The 15,958-nt window shown below is 37.8% G+C and carries 15 protein-coding genes; 6 read left to right on the top strand and 9 right to left on the bottom strand.

The genetic code is table 11. From position 1 onward, the window contains the following. Nucleotides 1-3: 3 nt before the first annotated feature. Both cpaA and amvA read right to left on the bottom strand, forming a co-directional pair. Nucleotides 4-1,785, bottom strand: a complete 1,782-nt coding sequence (cpaA, locus tag BMW38_RS07340) for a metalloendopeptidase CpaA (protein WP_092706945.1) — start codon at nucleotides 1,783-1,785, stop codon at nucleotides 4-6. 302 nt (nucleotides 1,786-2,087) lie between these two features. Then, a complete protein-coding gene (gene amvA / locus BMW38_RS07335; RefSeq protein WP_092706942.1) occupies nucleotides 2,088-3,566 on the bottom strand; it encodes a multidrug efflux MFS transporter AmvA in 1,479 nt (492 codons plus the stop codon). A 125-nt stretch (nucleotides 3,567-3,691) separates the two neighbouring features. On the opposite strand from amvA, the gene BMW38_RS07330 reads away from it, so the two are divergent. Then, nucleotides 3,692-4,270 (top strand): TetR family transcriptional regulator, encoded by a 579-nt coding sequence (locus BMW38_RS07330; protein WP_092706940.1) that lies wholly within the window; start codon nucleotides 3,692-3,694, stop codon nucleotides 4,268-4,270. Between the two features lie 49 nt (nucleotides 4,271-4,319). Here the strand turns inward: BMW38_RS07330 and BMW38_RS07325 are convergent, their stop codons facing one another. The 3 genes from BMW38_RS07325 to BMW38_RS07315 form a co-directional block, all read right to left on the bottom strand. After that, nucleotides 4,320-5,582 (bottom strand): serine hydrolase domain-containing protein, encoded by a 1,263-nt coding sequence (locus BMW38_RS07325; protein ID WP_092706938.1) that lies wholly within the window; start codon nucleotides 5,580-5,582, stop codon nucleotides 4,320-4,322. Between the two features lie 71 nt (nucleotides 5,583-5,653). Beyond that, nucleotides 5,654-6,508 (bottom strand): MaoC family dehydratase, encoded by an 855-nt coding sequence (locus tag BMW38_RS07320; protein WP_092706936.1) that lies wholly within the window; start codon nucleotides 6,506-6,508, stop codon nucleotides 5,654-5,656. Between the two features lie 77 nt (nucleotides 6,509-6,585). Next, entirely contained in the window at nucleotides 6,586-7,977 is a 1,392-nt protein-coding gene (locus BMW38_RS07315; RefSeq protein WP_092706934.1) for a 3-oxoacyl-ACP reductase, read from the bottom strand. Between the two features lie 234 nt (nucleotides 7,978-8,211). On the opposite strand from BMW38_RS07315, the gene BMW38_RS07310 reads away from it, so the two are divergent. Next, nucleotides 8,212-9,780: an acetyl-CoA C-acetyltransferase gene (locus BMW38_RS07310; RefSeq protein WP_092706932.1), complete on the top strand. Its 1,569-nt coding sequence runs from the start codon at nucleotides 8,212-8,214 to the stop codon at nucleotides 9,778-9,780. A gap of 67 nt (nucleotides 9,781-9,847) precedes the next feature. On the opposite strand, the gene aceI is transcribed toward BMW38_RS07310, so the two are convergent. Then, nucleotides 9,848-10,282 (bottom strand): chlorhexidine efflux PACE transporter AceI, encoded by a 435-nt coding sequence (gene aceI / locus BMW38_RS07305; protein WP_005039851.1) that lies wholly within the window; start codon nucleotides 10,280-10,282, stop codon nucleotides 9,848-9,850. Between the two features lie 89 nt (nucleotides 10,283-10,371). On the opposite strand from aceI, the gene BMW38_RS07300 reads away from it, so the two are divergent. From BMW38_RS07300 to leuE, 3 genes are all read left to right on the top strand, one after another. Then, nucleotides 10,372-11,265, top strand: coding sequence for an HTH-type transcriptional regulator AceR (locus BMW38_RS07300; RefSeq protein ID WP_092706930.1), 894 nt, complete (start codon nucleotides 10,372-10,374; stop codon nucleotides 11,263-11,265). A gap of 130 nt (nucleotides 11,266-11,395) precedes the next feature. Beyond that, entirely contained in the window at nucleotides 11,396-12,385 is a 990-nt protein-coding gene (tal, locus tag BMW38_RS07295) for a transaldolase (RefSeq protein ID WP_092706928.1), read from the top strand. A gap of 73 nt (nucleotides 12,386-12,458) precedes the next feature. Then, nucleotides 12,459-13,109, top strand: coding sequence for a leucine efflux protein LeuE (leuE, locus tag BMW38_RS07290; RefSeq protein ID WP_092707158.1), 651 nt, complete (start codon nucleotides 12,459-12,461; stop codon nucleotides 13,107-13,109). Between the two features lie 48 nt (nucleotides 13,110-13,157). On the opposite strand, the gene BMW38_RS07285 is transcribed toward leuE, so the two are convergent. Continuing rightward, nucleotides 13,158-13,631, bottom strand: coding sequence for an Lrp/AsnC family transcriptional regulator (locus BMW38_RS07285; protein ID WP_004791690.1), 474 nt, complete (start codon nucleotides 13,629-13,631; stop codon nucleotides 13,158-13,160). A gap of 186 nt (nucleotides 13,632-13,817) precedes the next feature. Between BMW38_RS07285 and BMW38_RS07280 the strand changes: the two genes are divergently transcribed. After that, entirely contained in the window at nucleotides 13,818-14,993 is a 1,176-nt protein-coding gene (locus BMW38_RS07280; protein WP_092706926.1) for a benzoate/H(+) symporter BenE family transporter, read from the top strand. Nucleotides 14,994-15,052: 59 nt separating this feature from the next. Here BMW38_RS07280 and BMW38_RS07275 read toward each other — a convergent pair whose 3' ends face one another. Both BMW38_RS07275 and BMW38_RS07270 read right to left on the bottom strand, forming a co-directional pair. After that, the gene (locus tag BMW38_RS07275; RefSeq protein ID WP_092706924.1) at nucleotides 15,053-15,496 is read right to left on the bottom strand and encodes an RDD family protein; all 444 of its coding nucleotides are present in this window, start codon (nucleotides 15,494-15,496) and stop codon (nucleotides 15,053-15,055) included. A gap of 268 nt (nucleotides 15,497-15,764) precedes the next feature. Beyond that, nucleotides 15,765-15,938: a hypothetical protein gene (locus tag BMW38_RS07270; RefSeq protein ID WP_092706922.1), complete on the bottom strand. Its 174-nt coding sequence runs from the start codon at nucleotides 15,936-15,938 to the stop codon at nucleotides 15,765-15,767. Nucleotides 15,939-15,958 lie beyond the last annotated feature (20 nt).

The raw sequence follows: 15,958 nt of genomic DNA, 5'->3' as shown, positions 1-15,958 counted from the left end.
AGATTAGTTATATAGAGAAATTTTCTGTGCATTTAGGTTAATAACACTCACCGCATCAATTTTTCCTTCTTCCCCTAAACGTACACCATATTTAGGGTTGTATAAGTATGGGCTGGAGTAAAAATTAATATTATTACCACCCATCGCAGTACTTCCTAAAGGATGGGCAAAGCCTGAACCAATATTGGTTGAACCATTATGATACAGGCCAAGATTATGCCCCACCTCATGGCGCATAGCTGCAAAAGAACAACCTGCAATATCATTTGCACCAATCATGTTATATGAAGATGCATTAATCCATGCCCAACCACAACCGCCATCGCCTAGTTCATTGCCTTGATAATAGACACCATCAGCCAATACACGTTTGCGTTCATTTTGTACGGTCGTGTCATCGCGCCCAAAAGAAATCGCTTCTTTTAAAGTTGCAGCAGGGATTTTATAAGTCAAATAGCCCACATCTCTTAAGTAAAAACGTGCATTCGAATTTTCAGCAGTTAAATTCGTTAAATTGACACCTTCAATCATTCTAAGTTTTGCAGCACTTTCACCTAAAATTGAATTTACTTCTGGACTAGAAACCAACAACATATCAATCGTATAACTATCTACTGACCAGCCTTGAGCCGTGTAAATAAAACGGCGATTTTCACCATTTTTAATTGCTGTAGACAAACCATTAGCCGCATTAATAAAGGTGTCTGCCGATGCATTTGACGCAATAACCACCTTATCCCCGACTTGAGCTTTAACTGGTAGTTGCAAGGTTGGCTGCCAATTTGAGGTAGAAAGTTTTACCTTTAAAGCGGGTTGAGTCATATTCGGTAAAATTGCAGGAATTGTTGCCGATGAATCAATCACCTTCGTTGGTGAAGAGATCAGCTGCCAATATCCTTTATCACTGACATACATAAACTCATATTGATCGCCTGTTTTTAGCGTTAAAGTCGCTTGGCTATTAATATTGGTATTATTAATTTTTGCAGACCAAGTCGCCGTAGATTTAATAACAATTCTATCGCGATCATTTGCAGTCGCAGGAAGAGTAAAATTGGATACCCAGTTCCCATCTCCAAATGAAACTTCCGTAAGTGGACTATTTACAGCTGCTAAAGATGTTCCAATTTGCTGAACATTTAGCTTCTGAGGTTTTATATATTCTGGCACCCATTTCCCTAAAGCCGAATAATATTTAAACCAATATTCAGAGCCATTTTTTAATAAAAAACTGCTTGGAAATAGCAAATTTGCTTTATCTATATTGGAATCAGCACTTGCTGTGGAAACAATTTGTACAGTCGTTCCATCGCGCACATCACTGGGTAATGCAATGGTTTGTGCCCATTTGTCATTTTGAATGAGTACTTTTTGTATAGATGCAGTTGTTAACGGTACAACCTCATAGTTAGCACCATTCGTAGGACTCAATGTCGCTAACTGAGCAATCCATTTATTTTGACTACTATTAAAGACGAACTGGTAAACATCCCCGCTATTTATCTTCAACACTTCTAACGGAATATTCGTATTAGAAGTATCTAAATAACTACTATAAGCCGCACTAGAGCGAATTGTAATTTTGTCTAAATTATTAGCACTTGCTGGTAAAGAGAGATTTTTGACCCAATTCCCATTTGCTAAAGAAAATTCTAAATCTGAATAACCAGAGGGAATTGATCCACTATTATTATTCTGATTGGGTGAAAGTACAGTTGCGGCATATACAAGTGAAGATGCAACAATTGCTCCAATAATAAATGATGTTTTTAATTTTAAATTCACAGCAGCCTCTTTTATTTGTTTTTAGATTTTTCGAGTAGCAGATTAACAAACCATTTTTTTATAGTCAATTTTCGATCAATTAATTTTTTATTAAATTTCAATTACATGACCACTGAATCATTTTGAAATAAAAATATGAAACTTATTAAATAATAATTTTTTTATGAGAATTACATAACTAAAAACATTCTGAGATGAAGAAAGCTTTATCAATTTATATGTATTTAAAAATTATATTTATAACAAGAAAAAGAGAGAAATTTTTCTCTCTTTTTCCACGACTGTTAAGCTTGTTTAGATCATTAACTCACTTTCTTTGGAAAACTAAACCAGACAAATACAGTTAAAAGGAAGAAACAAATGGCTGAGATTGTAAGTACCCAACTATGTGCATAGCTAAAAGCTTGCTGAGCAACTGCAATTAATTGTCCTCCCAAAGGACTTTCAATGTTAGATGCTAATTGCATGGTTTCACCAATCGAAATACTCGCTTTTTCAATTAAGTTCGTCGGGAGTTCCTCTGGCAAAATAATTGAGCGACTATAAAACCAAGACAACATTAAACCAAAAATAGCGACACCTAAACCAGCACCAAGCTCATAGGCCATCCCTTCAATCGCACCTGCTGCACTTGCTTTGTTTGATGGTACAGAAGACATAATCGCAGCTGTTGAAGCCAGTAAGGCAATCTCAATGCTAAAACCTAAAAAGACCATACACGTCCATGCTAAAAAGTGATCGGTCGAAAAGTTAAGCTGGGCAAGTCCCCATAGACTAAAGCCACTTATTAAAATCCCAACAGTAGATACAAGTCTAAGTCCCCATTTATTTAAACAGATTCCTGCTAATGGACCACCTAAACTAATTGCAATCATGAATGGAATAATAAACATGGCTGCCTTTAATGGAGAAAAGCCATGCACAAACTGCAATTCTTGAGACAAGAGTAATTCAAAACCAACCAAAGCAATCATTGAAACGACAGCCATGACAATGCTGGTAGAAATGACTGGATGTTTAAACAACTCCAAATCAATCATTGGAGTCGTACTTCTTTTTTGGCTACGAATAAAGTGAATTAAAGAACTTACCCCAATTACAAACATCACGACTGTAAGTACTGAGAAGTTATACATGGCCGATTTGATCGAATAGATCAGACTTAAAATCGCCACAACCAACACTAAAGCTTGGCCTAAATTAATTGGCTGGTCGGTTTTCTCTTCCTGCTTAGGAATGATCATGACAATCATGACCAGAACAACCAAAATAATTGGGATATTGATGAGGAATACTGCTCCCCAATGGAAATGCTCTAGTAAAAAACCGCCAACTAATGGACCAAAAGCGGCACCACCGCCCCCTACTGTCGACCAAAGGCCAAGTGCAAAATTCCTTTGCTTTTCTTCGGTAAAAGCATTTCGAATTCCCGATAAAGTTGCAGGAATAAGCATAGCTGCCCCTAGCCCTAAAAGAGCACGGGAAGCAATTAAAGCATAGGCTGTTGGTGAAAAAGCAGCTGCCAGTGAACCGACTCCAAAAATTGCAGTTCCAATAAATAATAATTTTTTAAAGCCAATACGATCACCGAGTGCACCCATCGGCAAAATCAAACCCGCCATAATCAGTGAGTAAATATCAATGATCCATAAAAGCTGATTGGCGGTTAAATTTAATGCTGCGCTTAAAGACGGTGTTGCAACATGCATAACTGTTGCATCAATCGTAACTGGTAAATAAATAAGGACGATAATCGTCAGGATTAACCATTTCTTTTGCATAACGCTCTTCGATATCCAAAACTTGGACATGTGTTCAAATTACGGTTATTATATACACAATTGGACACTTGTCCAACTTTATATTTTAATGTAGTTTGTGTCGAATTCAGTCAGGTGAAATAAACATGGCCTATCTTAATCGTGATCAACGCAGAGAAATGATTCTGCAAGCTGCCATGCAAGTTGCGTTGGCTGAAGGTTTTACAGCCATGACAGTACGTAGAATCGCAAGTGAAGCCCAAACCTCGACTGGACAAGTTCATCATCACTTTTCGTCGGCATCTCATTTAAAAGCTGAAGCTTTTTTAAAGCTTATGGAACAGCTGGATGAAATTGAACAAGCCCTACAAACCAATAGTCAGTTTCAAAGACTTTTCATTTTGTTAGGTGCGGAAAACATAGACAGACTCCAGCCCTACTTACGATTATGGAATGAAGCTGAACTCTTGATTGAACAAGATATAGAAATACAAAAAGCTTATAACTTGGCCATGCAAAGTTGGCATCAAACGATTGTTCAAGCGATTGAATGTGGCAAAAGAGAAGGTGAATTTAAAACTCTATCGAACTCAACAGACATTGCTTGGCGTTTGATTGCTTTTGTATGCGGTTTAGAAGGTATTTATAAACTTGGATTACAAGGTTTAGCTGAAGAAGACTTTAAACGCCATACCGAAGTGATTATTCGCTTAGAATTGTTATAAGCGTAGAGCTAGCATTTATTCAAATACCAGCATTTTGAAAGTATAGAATTTAGAACCAGCCTTTTCGGCCTTTTAAAATTTGGTCGGTGCAGCGTAAGGCTTCTTGAGTAAGCCCCCACAAACGATAGTCACCCGTTATTGAGCCAATCTGAAAGTTATGGGTATAAGCAAAGCTAAGATCACGCTCAGGATCACACCATGCACCTGAACCATTGTAGCCAATATGCCCAAAACCATTTTTAGCACGCTTACCCATAGTAATAATACGGTGATATCCTAAACGCCAATTCATCGGAATTGGCATGACACGATCACGTGCATAACTTTGGATGGTACTCAATTCTTTAAATACTTCTGGGCGAATCAGTTGCTGTCCATCCCATTCACCGTGATTTGCCAGCATCGCATAAATTTTGGCAAGGCTACTTGCAGTAAATGTCCCATTTGCTGCCGGAATAACGGCTTGTAATCCTTCATCACTAAAGAAACTAAAATGCTTCATTCCTTTTGGAATCATAGCATCCTGAAAATCTTGCGGGTCTTGTCCAGTCCACGTAATCATTTTTTCAGAGAGTGAACTTTTGTGTGCCTGAAGCTTTTTAGGTTTTTCCGGCTGCGTAGATGCAGGTTTAGTTTCTGGTTTCGGTTGAGTAATTAAACGTGCCACACGGTCCAGTTCACTTGCAGGCGTTCCAAAATAAGCGCCGTCTAATTGCAACGGTTCAACCAGATATTTTTGCATAAGCTGATCTAAAGATTGACCAGTTGCTTTTTCAAGTACACCACCTATAAGCCACCCAAATGTTAAAGCTTGATAAGCATTGCCCTCTCCTGCAAGAAATCTTGGCTTAGTCGCCGCGACCACATCTAACATATGTGACCAGTCGAGCATTTCTCTCGCACTTTCGATGATATTTCGAATATCAAACATACCGCTTTGATGGCTCAGCACATGACGCAATGTCATTTGCTCTTTATCATTTTGTGCAAATTCAGGCCAATAAGCCGAAATCGGTTTGTCGTATTCTAAAAAACCCTCACTTACTAAAATGTGAGCTAAAGTCGCAAGTATACCTTTACCTGTAGAGTAGCAAACTGCCAAGGTATCTGGTTGCCAAGCTTCAGTTTGTGACTTTAGACCAGTGTAGATATCCACAACTTTCTGGCCTCTAAAATAAACCGCTAATGCAGCTCCACCTTGCCCAGTTCTAGCATCTTGAAGACGGCTAAACTGGTGAGCTAAATCAATAAAACGTTCATCTAAAATACCGTAATAGTTTTGGGTATCGGCCAGTAAAATCTCTTTAATCACATGAAGTTCCTTGCATTTTTTGTTATTTTGCTCAAAAGCAGCCCAAACATCTGTTCAGGCTGCTGATATTTTTATAATGCTTTTACAGTTCCTGCAACATGCGGTTTTTGTGATTTCGTATTACGAATCAAGAAATCAGTCTTTTTGTCTGCATTGGCAGTTAAGAACTCAACTTTTGAAGGTAAGAACATTGGCAGCTTAAACCACACATCTGCTTCATAAGCATTTGGTAATTCAAGATTCGCTAGTGCTTTAGCTTTGCTCCACATGCCATGTGCAATTGCTTGCTTAAAGCCAAATGCTTTCGCAGTAAGGGCATGGATATGAATTAAGTTAAAATCACCTGACACTTTCGCATAACGTCGACCCGTGTTTTCTAAAATATCCCACTCTGCCTTTGGCACATAAGCTGGGACCTGCTCTTCTTTAGCTTTCTCGCCGACTCTTTTCTCAACTTTTTGACGAGATAAATAAGTCGTTAGACCTTCCATAACCACTTCATTGCCAACTTTTGCCGTGGTAATAAAGTCAAACTGAACACCTTTATCATGCGGTTTTAGTTCCCCAAATTTACATGACAGGGTTAATTTTTCAGTTACACCAATCGGTCTGGTTTGTTTAATCTGGTTACGAATATGGACTAAGCCTAAAATCGGAAATGGAAAAGCTTCTGCCGTCATCATGTGCATTTGCAAACTTTGCGACAGCACAGCCAAATAAATCGCTGGGACAAAGCCATTATTTTTAAAGCCACATACTTCGTTATAAGCTTTTAAATGTTGTTGATCAATTTCAAGGCTATCTACCACGTATTCAACTTGTGGCAAGTTTTTTGGACCTTTTGGCTTTTTAAAGATTAAACCTTGCACTACTTTTGGGTAAGCCAATGCCGCTTTTGGTAGCTGGCTAAAATGACGAGTATTCATACCTAACCTTTTATAATTTATAGATTCTTGAATAAAAAAGGGATGCCCAAGCACCCCTTATCTTTAGCTAAGAGTGCTTAAGCGCCTAACAAGCTTTGACCACACACACGTACCACGTTGCCATTTACGCCTGTAGAAGCAGTTGATGCAAACCATGCAATCGTTTCTGCTACATCAACAGGTAAACCGCCTTGTTGCATTGAGTTCATACGACGGCCAGCTTCACGAATTGCAAATGGAATCGCAGCAGTCATTTGTGTCTCAATAAAACCAGGAGCTACTGCGTTAATGGTAATCCCATTTTTTAGAATAGGTGCAGTAAATTTAACTAAACCAATCACACCTGCTTTAGATGCAGCATAGTTAGTTTGACCAAGGTTACCTGCAATACCACTAATTGATGATACGCAAACAATACGGCCATTTGCATTTAGACCATCGTTTTCTAACAAGTAGTCATTTACACGTTCAGCAGCAGACAAGTTAATGTTGATCACTAAATCCCAAAGCTCTGGCTTCATGTTTGCCAAAGTTTTGTCACGAGTAATACCCGCGTTATGAACGATAATATCTAAACCGCCTTGTTTTGCCGCAGCAGCTTTAATTTTTTCACCTGCATCGGCAGCTGTAATATCAATTGCCAATGTAGAACCGCCAATGTCAGCAGCTACACGGTCAAGGTCAGCTTGCTGCTGAGGTACATCTAGACAAATGACATGAGCGCCATCACGCGCCAATACATGTGCAATTGCCTCACCAATACCACGGCTTGCACCTGTTACTAACGCAGTTTTACCAGCAAGTGGTTTTGCCCAATCAACATCAACGACATCTGCTTTAGAAACACGAACAACTTGACCAGATACATAAGCTGAACGCGGAGAAAGCAAGAAGCGTAAAGTTGATTCAAGGTTTGCAGCAGCACCTTCATCTACATAGACAACTTGAGCAGTAATACCCTTTTTAAATTCTTTACCTACAGATTTGATAAAGCCTTCAAGTGCACGCTGAGCAATCGCCTGTTTTACAGTTTTTGCAGTTTCAGGAGTAGTACCAATCACAATAACACGACCAGAAGTAGCAACTTGACGTGCGATCGGGTTAAAGAATTTATAAAGCTCATTTAACTGTTCTGAGTTTTGAATACCAGAAGCATCAAATACAACTGCTTTAAATTTTGATTCTTTATCGCCTGCATTGAATGGACGTAAATTTAAACCAACTTTTGCAGCGTCTTGTTGTAGTGCAACATTATTGCCTACATAGCTGTCCGCATGAATATTGCTAAGTACTTGTGCAATCGCACCAGACAATACACTTGACGGCGCCGCGCCAACCAATACTGCCCCATTCACTACCGGTTGAGCATTTTCAAAACGCTCTAATGCTACAGGCGATGGTAAACCCAGATTTTTAACAACGAATTTACCAATTGGAGATTGTGTAAATGCTTGGTATTGATCAGTCATGATTATTATCTCTCAAAAAAATGATTTTCTACGACAGGCTTCATTATGTTAGGAAATGCGGAGAAACAATATGAAAGCAGTCGTTCATTAGAGTCATCCCAAATCATACTTGAGTTGATCTTTTGATGTCTTGACCTGAATGCTATCTACAATGTCATTCTAGTCAATACAGGTCTATTTGAATTGTGTTAAGGTAGCGTATAAGAATATCGTTAATATGCTTGGAAAAGCCTTATGAGCAAAACAACTCAAGAAAATCCAGCAGTCGAGAATTCTGCTCAGGAAAAAGTGTCAAATACATCAAAGCCGGCTTCTAACACGGCTAAGCGTAACAGCACTACTCCTAAAGCAGCAACTAATACATCAAAAACGACACGTACTCGTTCAACGACTGCACCTGCACGAAGCCCTCGTAATAAGAGCGCGGCTTCTGCACCCCCTTCTACATCTTCTAATGTAGCTGCAGCACCAAAAGCAACAAAAACCAAAACTTCTGTTCAACAGGATAAAACCATGAGCCAAAATACTGTTCGCCGCGTTGCAATTATTGGTGGCAACCGCATTCCATTTGCACGTTCAAATACTGCTTATTTTAAAGCATCGAATTCTGACATGCTGACAGCAGCATTGAATGGTTTGGTTGAGCGCTTTAACTTACAAGGTAAGCGTATTGGTGAAGTCGTTGCTGGTGCTGTTTTAAAACACAGCCGTGACTTTAATATGACTCGTGAAGTTGTATTGAGCACTGATCTTGCTCCTGAAACTCCTGCTTACGACATTCAAATTGCTTGTGGTACAGGTTTACAAGCTGCTTTTGTTGTTGCTAACAAAATTGCGCTTGGTCAAATTGATGTCGGTATTGCAGGCGGTGTAGACACCACTTCTGATGCCCCAATCGCTGTTGGTGATGGCTTACGTAAAGTTTTACTTGAGCTCAATGTTGCTAAAACAGGTAAAGACCGTCTTAAAGCATTAACAAAAATTGATTTTAAAAAGCTTCTTGATGCGCCAAGCAATGGTGAACCACGTACTGGCCTTTCAATGGGTGAGCACCAAGCAATTACTGCATTAGAATGGGGTATTACTCGCGAAGCTCAAGACGAACTCGCAGCAAGCAGCCATCAAAAACTTGCTGCTGCTTATGAGCGAGGTTTCTTTGATGACTTAATCACTCCATTCTTAGGCTTAAACCGTGACAACAACTTACGTGCAGACAGTACAGTTGAAAAACTTGCTAAATTAAAACCTGTTTTCGGTAAAGGCGAAACTGCAACAATGACAGCGGGTAACTCAACTCCGTTGACTGATGGTGCATCTGTTGTATTACTTGCTTCTGAAGAATGGGCAAAAGAAAATGGTCATGAAGTTTTAGCTTACCTTTCTTTCTCAGAAACAGCTGCTGTAGATTTCATTGGTAAAAATGGTCCTAAAGAAGGCTTATTGATGGCTCCTGCTTATGCAGTACCTCGTATGCTTAAACGCGCTAACCTTAAACTTCAAGATTTTGATTTCTACGAAATTCATGAAGCATTTGCATCTCAAGTATTGTCTACACTTAAAGCATGGGAAGACGAAAAATTCTGTAAAGAACGTCTTGGCTTAGATGCACCTTTAGGTTCAATTGACCGCTCTAAACTTAACGTAAATGGCTCATCTTTAGGTGCAGGCCATCCATTTGCTGCAACTGGTGGCCGTATCTTGGCAACTGCTGCTAAATTGATTAATCAAAAAGGTTCAGGCCGCGCATTAATCTCTATCTGTACTGCTGGCGGTGAAGGTGTAGTTGCAATTGTAGAGAAATAATTTCTACATCTAACTACAAAAAATAAGCACCCATTTGGGTGCTTATTTTATTTTAGGATTTATAAATTTAGTGCAGTGAGGCAGCTTTTGCTTCAGGGAAAAACTTATCTTCGATATGGTCATAACACCATTGGAAAATAAAGGTATAGACCAAAATACAAAGTGTTAAACCAATATCTAAAATAAGCGCATCAATGACACTCATTTGTAGCATATAAGCAATCATCGGCACTGTTGCAATCAGCAAACCGCCTTCAAAACCAACCGCATGCAAAATCCTTACAGGGATTGTTCTTTCCCAATTATATTTATGCTCTACTTTTTCAAAGTAGTGGTTAAAAATCATATTCCAGAAAACTGAAACCACTGCCATAAACACACCGAGTGTTCCGGTTACGTCCATAGGCATATCAAAAATAAAACTTAATGCAATCGCAATGATGACCAATAAAATTCCTTCATAACTGATTGCATGAATGAGCCTTCTCTTGGAAATCAACATTTTTAAATACTCAATAATACTTGGATAATGTGTATTTTATTTTTATAATATTGATTAATCCAATCAGGTTCTTTCAGTTTTTTTGACAGATGAATATTAATCAAGAACAATTACTCATGTTTCAGGCCGTTATAGAAACTGGATCCTTTTCAGCAGCAGCACGTAAACTTGGAAAAGTTCCTTCGGCTGTAAGCATGTCTATTGCCAACTTAGAAATTGATCTGGACTTAACCTTATTTGATCGTAAAGGTCGTGAGCCCGTCCCTACTGACGAAGCACGGGTCTTATATGAAAAGACTTCTCAGCTTTTGATTGAGATGAATCAATGGAAACAACATGCCCATGCGTTAAGCACAGGGTTAGAAGCTAATTTAACTCTTGTGATTGTCTCTGAACTCTTACACACCAATTGGACCGACTATATTTGCCTGCTAGAGAGTCGTTTCCCTGACCTGCAAATTAATATTGTTTCTGCACCCCAAGAAGATGCTCTTCAAATGTTGTTAGATGGTTCTGCCCAACTTGCACTCATGTTTGAACGTGAGCATCTAGATAACAGAGAACAATTCGTAGAGCTCAAACGTGAGGCTTTAATTCCCGTTATTTCAAAAGATCATCCACTTGCAAGCCAAAATCAAGTTTCTTATGAACAGATCCTCACAACACGACAAATTGTAGTGGCAAGTCGAGATGAAACATTAAAACCCGAATTACTTTTTTCGAAACATTACTGGCGTACAGATAACCACCACTCTGCTTGCTTAATGATTTTACGTGATCTGGGCTGGGGAGTTCTCCCTCAAGAAATGTTTAAAGAAAATCCCGAACTAAAAAATAAGCTTAAGATATTGAATTTATTAGATTTCACTCCAAGATTTGAATATTACGTAGATTTGGTATGGAGTCGTGAAAGTGAGCTCGGTGCCGCTGCCAGATTCCTTATTGAACATATCCGTAAGCAACGAACGCAGCAGGTCCCTTAAAATTATTTCAATTTAGATGCAGAACCTAAACGTTTTTCTTTGAAATATAACAATTGATATATCGACAGCATGAATAGACTTTGTGCTATAAAGAAAATATAAGATTTATTACTGAAGATGTTGAATATCAATGACTCATACAGCACTTGACCAATTAAAAACACTAACGACCGTTGTTGCCGACAGTAGCGACCTTGATGCAATTCGTAAATTTCGTCCATTAGACGCGACGACTAATCCTTCATTGATTACGGCAGCAGCAGAACAACCAGAAAGTAAAGAACTCATTGAAGATGCTTATTATCAAGCCAAAGAAGAAGGCTATAGCAACGATGAGTTAATCGAAAGAACCATTGATATTTTAACCGTAAAATTTGGCGTAGAAATTTTAAAACTGATTGAAGGTCGCGTTTCGACTGAAGTTGATGCTGCACTTTCATATAACACCGAAGCGACCATTCAAAAAGCGCATGAATTATGTGAACTTTACAAAGGTTACGGTATTGATCAGTCACGTATTCTTATTAAAATTGCGTCAACTTGGGAAGGTATTCAAGCCGCGAAAGTACTCGAAGCTGAAGGTATTGCTTGTAACCTCACTCTGCTTTTCGGTTTACATCAAGCTCAAGCATGCGCAGATGCAAAAGTAACTTTAATATCACCATTTGTAGGTCGTATTCTAGACTGGTACAAAAAGGCTGAAGGTGTCGATTCTTACCCAATCGAAAAAGACCCAGGTGTCGTTTCAGTTAAAAAGATCTATACCTATTACAAACAGCAAAATATCCCGACTCAAGTAATGGGTGCGAGCTTCCGTAGTATCGATCAAGTTCTTGGACTTGCTGGTTGTGATTTGCTAACGATCTCTCCGGGCTTACTTACTCAGCTTGAGCAAGATACACGTACAGTTGATGCAGCTCTTGATGCAACTAAATCAAAGCAAGCAGATGCTATTGTTAGACCAGCTCAAGATGAACAAAGTTTTAAAGATGAACTTAATCATGACTTAATGGCATTCCAGCTTTTACAAGGTGGTGTAGATGGCTTTATTAAAGCTCGTGACCAATTAAGTTTTTTATTACGTCAATCTTTTGGAATTGATGCGGAAATTAAACCTTAAAAAACTGCACTTTTCATACAAAATCACCGATTTTTGTTATCATGGCAAAAATCGGTTTTTTATTGGGTTTCTCGTGTTCGGCATAACAGATTTAACAACATATATTATTGGTACATTCCTAATTGTGTTATTGCCAGGGCCTAATTCTCTTTATGTGATGTCAATTGCTTCACGTTATGGCATTAAAACTGGATATATGGGTGCATTAGGTATTTTTACCGGTGATCTTATTTTAATGCTATGTACCGTATTAGGTGCAGCCTCTTTATTAAAAGCATTTCCATGGGTATTTGTTATTCTTAAATTAACAGGTGCACTTTATCTATCTTATCTAGGCTTTAAGCTCTTACAAGGTAGTATTCAACGCTGGAAACAACGTAATCAACCACAACCTGAAATGGCTGATTTACCAGCTTTAGATAAAATTCATCCTTATAAAACAGCATTAAGCATTAGTTTACTCAACCCTAAAGCGATTTTATTTTTCTTATCTTTCTTTGTTCAATTTGTCGAACCCGATTATGCCTACCCAGCACTAAGTTTCTTAATTTTAGCGATTATTTTACAAATTATTAGTTTTAGTTATTTAACTGCATTAATCTTCTCGGGAATTAAGCTTTCAGCATTTTTTAAACAGAACCATAAAAGTGCAGCAAGTAGTATTTTTTTAGTAGGGATTCTATTTTTCGGATTCGGTTTAAAACTGGCAACCTCAACAATCTAATCATCTTTACCCTAGTTTTTGCATCATAAAGTTAAATATAGTGAACTGCTAAAATGCCAGCATGCCATCTGTTTTAACTTCATTGAGCACAAAAAACGTTCTCACTTGTCTTACTCCCGGTAAGGCAATAATTTTTTCACTATGAAATCGGTTAAAAGCAGCTAAATCTTTGACGCGAATTTTTAGAAAATAATCGACTTCTCCAGCAACCAGATAGCACTCCAGAACATTCTCCAAATCACCAGATGCTTGTTCAAATGCCTGAAAGCTGTCTGGAGTTGAGCGGTCCAAAACTACACCGACTAGCACCACCGTATCACGCTGCACCATACTCGGATTGATCCGAGCGCGCACATCTAGAATTGCCCCAATTTTAAAAAGACGCTGTGTATGATTCCAACAAGATGAAGTACTTATGCCTACAAGCTTAGCCAGTTCAGCATTACTTAAGCGCCCATTTTCTTGTAAAGCACGCATAATTTTCAATTCAAGTGGTGACAAATTTTCAGCCTGTTCTTCCATAAAACAATATCCCAAATTTAGTATTATTTATGAAAGGAATAATAGCATTATTCAATATTTTTAAAATATTATTTCTATTTTAAGTTAAAAATAGAAAGCACCTTCTTAAAAAAAATTGTTAGATTTACCTAGCTGAAAGCAGAGACAGAAACATATTAATTTTTCAGGGATTTAGAACATTTAGCTATGCAAAAGATTCTTCAAGATTTTTCAATTCCAGCCGTATTTGCTGGCTTTATTACCTTTTTAATAGGTATTAGTGTTTCAGCCATTTTAGTGATTCAGGCGGCTCAAGCTTTAGGTGCTTCATCCGAGCAAATCACCTCATGGTTTTGGGCTTTAGGCTTAGGTATTGGTTTATCAGGATTCATACTTTCTTGGAAATTTAAATATCCTGTAGCGACAGCATGGTCAACTGCTGGCCTCGCTTTAATTATGGCAACAGGCAGTGGCTATAGTATAAATGAAGCCATTGGTGCTTTTTTAGTGGGTGGTTTACTGACTGCTATTTTAGGCTTTTCAGGTATATTTCAAAAAGCACTTTCGTATATCCCTCAAAGCTTAACGAGTGCAATGCTTGCAGGTGTTTTACTCAAATTTGGTATTTCTCTGTTCGCCAGTTTGCAAAATGATTGGGAATTCGTTTTATCCTTACTGGCCATTTATATAATTACAAAAAGAATATGGCCCCGCTATAGCATTGTATTCACAGCACTTGCGGGTATTGCCCTGTGCCCTGTCTTTTTAGAATTTCATATGCCTACACTTCAGTGGTCTTTGGCTAAACCTGTTTGGATTAGTCCTGAATTTAGTTGGTCAGCACTTTTGGGATTAGCTCTGCCACTTTTTGTGATTAGCATGGCTTCGCAATATTTACCCGGAATTGCAATGATCAAGAGCTATGGCTATAAACCGCATGTTAATCAACTGATTGGCTGGACAGGTTTAACCCAAGTTTTACTTGCACCTTTTGGTTGTTATAGCGTAAATATTGCTGCGATTAGTGCTGCTGTAAGCTTAGACGATCAAGTCCACCCAGACCCAAGTAAACGATATATTGCAGGCATGAGCTGTGGTTTTTTCTACATTTTAATGGGCTTGTTTGCTGCAACACTGACAAGCTTACTCATGTCTTTTCCACATATCTTTATTGTAGCTTTAGCTGGCATTGCATTATTTGGTACGATCAGCCACAACATTGCAATCGCATTTGCTCAAGTTGAAGACCGTGAAGCTGCATTATTTACCTTTTTGTGTAGCGCCTCGGGCATTCAATTTTTCGGTATCGGCTCAGCCTTTTGGGGACTTATTGTAGGTGTAATGGTGTACTTTATTTTAAAACTCAGAATCAAAAAAAGTTAATAAAAAAAGCGTTCATAGACCCTATTCTCAATGCTATGAACGCTTTTTCGTCTTATTTCTTATAGCTCTCTCACTACAACTGACTTCGCCATTTTGTCATGCCAGCCTTGTTTTTTAGCATCAAATGCTACCCAAAAAAGACCAATACCAAAGACTAAAATTGATGGAATATAGCCAATGTATCGAATAATACTCTGCATGACTGTTAGCTTATTGCCTGTTTTTTCATCTAAAACTTTTAATCGCATCAATCGTTTACCTGGAGTACCTGCAAAATACAGCCAACATAAAATTGAATACAATAAAGGAAATACATAGTTCACGATTAAATCAAACCCATAATTTTGTGGTTTCGCACTTAAGCCTGTGGCAAAGACTAAGTCATAATCCCCCTGATAAAAAATCCATGCCGCAGGAATAATTGCCAAAAAAAGAATAAGAGTATCAATAATCATTGCACCAAATCTTAACCAGAACCCTGCATACTCATACTTATAAGTCATGCTCACCTCGCTTTGTTATTGTTTAATCGCTACAAACGCTTTTACAATTTTACTTTTATCCTAAATGAAACTTTTTTATTTTTAAATACTTAAATAAATTTAAAATTTTCCACTTTTATATTTTATTGTAATAATTTTGATCAAAAAAACGTTATTACATCAATATTCACCATAAAAATTAATTTAATCTTTTTAGAACTGAAATTTTTCGTTTCAGCTCTATTGAAACAGTTTTATAGATAATTAAAAATATAAATACATATTATATTTATTTCCAGAACAAAATATCTAATTTAAATTCTGTTTTTAATAATAATGCTGCAAATAATAGAGCTAATCCAATAAAAATTAAAAAAACAATTAAACTGACTAATCCATAAACAATAGCTACACTACCTAATATAGCTAAAAAATAAAATATAATTACACTGAGTGTTGGCATCTCGATTTATTCCACTACTT

It is taken from the genome of Acinetobacter sp. yr461, assembly GCF_900110445.1.
In the GTDB taxonomy this organism is placed as follows: Bacteria; Pseudomonadota; Gammaproteobacteria; order Pseudomonadales; family Moraxellaceae; genus Acinetobacter; species Acinetobacter calcoaceticus.
The sequence above is the reverse complement of the archived record's forward strand: the minus strand, read 5'-3'. Positions and strand labels throughout refer to the sequence as shown.

What these genes read in the sequence shown, in the direction of transcription:
- BMW38_RS07270 (WP_092706922.1), bottom strand. Translation starts at nt 15,938, where the DNA reads ATGCCAACACTCAGTGTAATTATATTTTATTTTTTAGCTATATTAGGT.
- BMW38_RS07275 (WP_092706924.1), bottom strand. Translation starts at nt 15,496, where the DNA reads ATGACTTATAAGTATGAGTATGCAGGGTTCTGGTTAAGATTTGGTGCA.
- BMW38_RS07320 (WP_092706936.1), bottom strand. Translation starts at nt 6,508, where the DNA reads ATGAATACTCGTCATTTTAGCCAGCTACCAAAAGCGGCATTGGCTTAC.
- BMW38_RS07280 (WP_092706926.1), top strand. Translation starts at nt 13,818, where the DNA reads ATGCAAAAGATTCTTCAAGATTTTTCAATTCCAGCCGTATTTGCTGGC.
- aceI (WP_005039851.1), bottom strand. Translation starts at nt 10,282, where the DNA reads ATGTTGATTTCCAAGAGAAGGCTCATTCATGCAATCAGTTATGAAGGA.
- tal (WP_092706928.1), top strand. Translation starts at nt 11,396, where the DNA reads ATGACTCATACAGCACTTGACCAATTAAAAACACTAACGACCGTTGTT.
- BMW38_RS07285 (WP_004791690.1), bottom strand. Translation starts at nt 13,631, where the DNA reads ATGGAAGAACAGGCTGAAAATTTGTCACCACTTGAATTGAAAATTATG.
- amvA (WP_092706942.1), bottom strand. Translation starts at nt 3,566, where the DNA reads ATGCAAAAGAAATGGTTAATCCTGACGATTATCGTCCTTATTTATTTA.
- BMW38_RS07330 (WP_092706940.1), top strand. Translation starts at nt 3,692, where the DNA reads ATGGCCTATCTTAATCGTGATCAACGCAGAGAAATGATTCTGCAAGCT.
- BMW38_RS07310 (WP_092706932.1), top strand. Translation starts at nt 8,212, where the DNA reads ATGAGCAAAACAACTCAAGAAAATCCAGCAGTCGAGAATTCTGCTCAG.
- BMW38_RS07315 (WP_092706934.1), bottom strand. Translation starts at nt 7,977, where the DNA reads ATGACTGATCAATACCAAGCATTTACACAATCTCCAATTGGTAAATTC.
- BMW38_RS07300 (WP_092706930.1), top strand. Translation starts at nt 10,372, where the DNA reads ATGAATATTAATCAAGAACAATTACTCATGTTTCAGGCCGTTATAGAA.